This window comes from Paenibacillus sp. VTT E-133291, assembly GCF_002264395.1.
Taxonomy (GTDB): Bacteria; Bacillota; Bacilli; order Paenibacillales; family Paenibacillaceae; genus Paenibacillus_AQ; species Paenibacillus_AQ nitricinens.
Window position 1 is genome coordinate 1 of record NZ_NFVA01000182.1, and the last position, 4,065, is coordinate 4,065.

Here is a 4,065-nt window from a genome sequence, read left to right on the forward strand (position 1 = left end):
CCAACTTTGCCTGCCAATGGATTTAGAAGAAGATATTCCAGCAAACCATCTCCTTCGTGTCGTTAACGCAGCCGTGAATCGGCTAGACGATTCCATCTTTGACGCCGCTTATCCCGGCGGTGGACGCGACAGCTATCACCCTAAGATGCTTACCAAAGTTATCATTTATGCCTACACTCAGCGTACCTATTCATCTCGCCAAATCGCCAAATCCGTTCGGGAGAATATCCTCTTTATGTGGCTGGCCGGACGGCAGCAGCCAGACTTTCGCACCTTGAATCGATTCCGTTCCCAGCGGATGAAAAGCGTCCTAGAGACGGTATTTACCGCCGTGCTTCAGTTTCTGGCTGACGAAAAATATGTTTCTTTGGAGCAATACTTTCTGGACGGAACCAAAATTGAGGCGAACGCCAATCGCTACACGTTTGTGTGGGGCAAAGCGGTCAGCAAACACAAGGCCAAACTCCAAGAAAAGGTACATAGCCTGTTTGCGACCATCGAAGCCGCAGAGCATCAGGAAGAGCAGGAGTTTCAAGGCAAGGATCTCGCTGAACTCGGCACGGGTACCGAAGTAAGCAGTGAGAAAATCGAACAAGCTGTGCAAAAACTTGAAGCTCAGCTTATCGAAACACCGAAAAACAAACCTTTGAAAAAGGCTATTCGGAAGCTGCGTAAGGATTTGCTTCCCCGGCTGTTGAAGTACGAACAGTACCAAAAGCTACTTGGTGACCGAAATAGCTTCAGCAAGACCGATTCAGATGCGACGTTTATGCGAATGAAAGAAGACCACATGCGAAATGGTCAACTTAAACCGGGTTACAATGTACAGATTGGGACCGAAAACCAGTTTATTTTGGCCTATAGTCTACACCAAAGACCGACCGATACCCGCTGCTTACAGCCACACATGGAGAAAACAAGGCAGATCCTCGGGAAACTTCCGAAGACAGTGATTGCGGATGCGGGCTACGGCAGTGAAGAAAACTACGCCTACCTGGAAAAGAAAGAGATTCAGGCGGTAGTCAAATACGGAAGCTACCATAAGGAAAAGAGAGCAAAGCATGGAAAGCGAATGTCGGAAAGATTGAGAACTGGACGTACGACGAAGCCGAGGATAGCTGGAAATGCCCGGCTGGACAAACGCTGCATTTCCGCAAAGAAAGCAAAGAAATCTTAGAGAGTGGATACGAAATTCAGAAGCGTCATTACCGAAGCCAGAACTGTGAAGGGTGTTCGCTAAAAGAACGCTGCACGAAGGCAACCGGTAATCGGGAAGTCGTGGTGAGTCTAGAGCGGTTGCGGTACCAGAAGCAGGCTCGAGAAATGTTACGGAGCGAGGAAGGTTACCTCTTAGCCGTACGGCGAATGACGGAACCGGAAAGCGTATTTGGACAACTGAAGAACAACCGGGGATTCCGGCGTTTTCTGCTTCGCGGCATAGAAAAAGTGACGCTTGAGGTCGGTTGGCTTTCACTTGCCCATAATTTACAGAAACAAGCTGCAAATGACCAAAAACGCAGAGCAGCGATTCTCCAATAACAGGAGAATCGCTGCTCTGTTGACGTTTTAAACTTTTAAGAGGATAGAGAGACTATCTCCGCTAGTAGAATATCTACTTATGGGACAGCCCCATCATAAACTCTGTAAATACTACTAAGGTGAAAATTACTAGCTATTAAATGAGAAGATTAGAGGAATAAATAATAGCAAGAACACAACGAAAAAGAGAATCTTGTATTTAACCGGGAAATGATTATTCTTCTTCTTCGTTCTTAAGTATAGAAGGAAGTATAACAGACTGATCAAGATAAGTATTATTGATAAGGTGGTTTGAACGCTACTGTTCAAAGATGTTAACCTCCTTTTTCAATATTATATAACATTTTATAATGGTTCAACATTAAATGCAGCTACCCAAGTTACACCAATATATACACCATTGCCCTTGTTATTCGCATCTACACGTGCGCTGAGCAGAGTAAAGTATCCTGTTGTGACTCCAGCAATAGCGGCCACCGGCGGAAAGAATGAAGTAGCGCCTGTAACTATTCCTGCCCCCCCAGCTACTGAATTGCAGTAATCTATAAATTCTAGGGTTTCACTGTTGCCAAAATTACGATCATATCCCCACCAATGATAGTCCCAACTACCATAAGTTGCCCTTGCAGACATAGATTGATCAATGATATTTAAGTCGCTATTGATAATAATTCTACCATTTGTAACCATTGTATTGAGGGTATCGAAATGCTTTTGTAGTTCACTAAGGTTATAGCTATCATAGATAGCTTGAGGAACATCCTTGAATTGTAACAGTCCATCCTTATTTACTTCTACGTATGGTTCTACTATATCAATAAGATTTTTGGTTTGATTTACCGAAACATTCTTTTCTAATGAGCTAAATTCTTGAACAGGAGCGGTAGGAGCAGCAGAAGCAGCAGGAACAACTAACGTTAAAGTTATTGCAGTGGAACAAATGACTGACATAAACTTTTTCATACTAGTAATTACCTCCATTTGTTTGTGATAGATACAATTAAAATGTTATCATGGAAAATATATACAAGTAAACCAATATGATAGAATTAAATGGTATAATTTTAAAATTAGTCCACATAATGTTCAAATTTACATTTTTATAGAAGGTGATAATTATCTAATTGGTAAACACTTATTAGTTCGAAATCAATGATATAGAACCTTGTTTTGATTATAATTCAACATTTTTTCTTATAATTGAGGGCGCAAAAGATTAAGGACGTAACGAGTAGTTCTGATTAAAATAGAGAATGTTATTCAGGTAACTATATAAAAAAATGCCCCGGAAAGCTTTCCCCGGGGCATTTTTATGTTCCTATTATTCTTTGCTCCAATATCCGTCTAAAAACTTATCGAAAGCTTTTACTAATGGTTCAAGATCTTCGAGCTCAAGGTTGTTCTGAACGTTCACACATTGACAGGAATATACTTCCATCCAGGTTATTCCTGTGACGGCTCTGCTACATGTTCTAATATTTCTCCTATGCTTACACCAAGGAACGTACACAGCTTGTCCAGCGTATCCAGATCAACGCGTTTAGAGGTGTCATGATATAGCCCGGATACGGTATTGATAGCCAAACCTGTTCCACGGACTACATCCCTAACTTTCAGCCTCTTCCGTCCCAATATCTCACTTAAATTATTTTTGATCATGTGCAAACCTCCTTGGAATAAGTATATACTAAATAATCATTTATATCAACAAACTGATGTTTTATATTCATTAATTAATTAACAGATAATATATTTATATCAGGAAGTTGATACAAATTACTTCCTAGAAAGGAGAGTGACAATGAAAGATTGGGTACAGCTCCTAACAGCAATCATACAACTTATAACTGCAGGCTTGTTGTTTAAGGACAAAAAGAAAGGAACCAAAAAACGCCGCGGACCACGCAAACGTAAATAGGTTCCCGGAGGAAGGGGTTCACGGCCCTTCCTCCATCCAATCATATCATAAACGGCAAATAAATATCCATTTTCAAATAACAGGAGGGATATGAATGTTAAACATAATCACCTGGATTGTGATTGGGGCTGCATTGGTCTTATCCATGGCTGCACTGCTCAAAGCTCGGGGGCGGCGATAATGCTGCCCGCACACCTTCGCCTTGCGGAGCTGTACCATATGCATAAGAGCGGCACACTCACGGAAGCGCATGGTAAGGAGCTGCAGCAGTGCCTTTAGGCAAATGCCCGGTATTGATGGGATATGATGAAGCTGCAACAGCTCTCCGCTCTAGCTGTGAATGTACGAGATGATGAATGGTTTGAAGAACTACGAATCCGGATAGATGCACTTCGAATAACGGGTAGAGCCCCGAGGAGCGGAGGGGTATAAGTCCAATGATTTTCTTCTACCATTTCTTCTACCGTCATGCAGGACTTTAAAGAACCTCAAAGAACCTCAAAGAACCTTATAATGATTAATACCGTGTTGCTGTAATTGTATAGGGCCTTAAAGAACCCTATAGAACTTATGTGGGTCGCACTCGTAATGCGTAGGCCGGGGGTTCA

At 42.1% G+C, this 4,065-nt stretch carries 2 protein-coding genes and 2 pseudogenes; 2 read left to right on the plus strand and 2 right to left on the minus strand.

From position 1 onward, the window contains the following. Nucleotides 1–1,539, plus strand: a pseudogene (locus CA598_RS31220) (IS1182 family transposase); the annotation flags it as partial. Between the two features lie 345 nt (nt 1,540–1,884). Here the strand turns inward: CA598_RS31220 and CA598_RS31225 are convergent. Both CA598_RS31225 and CA598_RS31230 read right to left on the minus strand, forming a co-directional pair. Further along, nucleotides 1,885–2,502 (minus strand): hypothetical protein, encoded by a 618-nt coding sequence (locus CA598_RS31225; protein WP_094879015.1) that lies wholly within the window; start codon nt 2,500–2,502, stop codon nt 1,885–1,887. A 480-nt stretch (nt 2,503–2,982) separates the two neighbouring features. Next, a complete protein-coding gene (locus CA598_RS31230; RefSeq protein WP_094879016.1) occupies nt 2,983–3,198 on the minus strand; it encodes a helix-turn-helix domain-containing protein in 216 nt (71 codons plus the stop codon). A gap of 439 nt (nt 3,199–3,637) precedes the next feature. Between CA598_RS31230 and CA598_RS33570 the strand changes: the two are divergent. Further along, a pseudogene (locus CA598_RS33570) lies at nt 3,638–3,889 on the plus strand (DUF7667 family protein). The last annotated feature ends 176 nt before the right edge of the window (nt 3,890–4,065 follow it).

Excerpts from the sequence above, each read along its gene's own strand:
- CA598_RS31225 (WP_094879015.1), bottom strand. The coding sequence starts at position 2,502 with ATGAAAAAGTTTATGTCAGTCATTTGTTCCACTGCAATAACTTTAACG.
- CA598_RS31230 (WP_094879016.1), bottom strand. The coding sequence starts at position 3,198 with ATGATCAAAAATAATTTAAGTGAGATATTGGGACGGAAGAGGCTGAAA.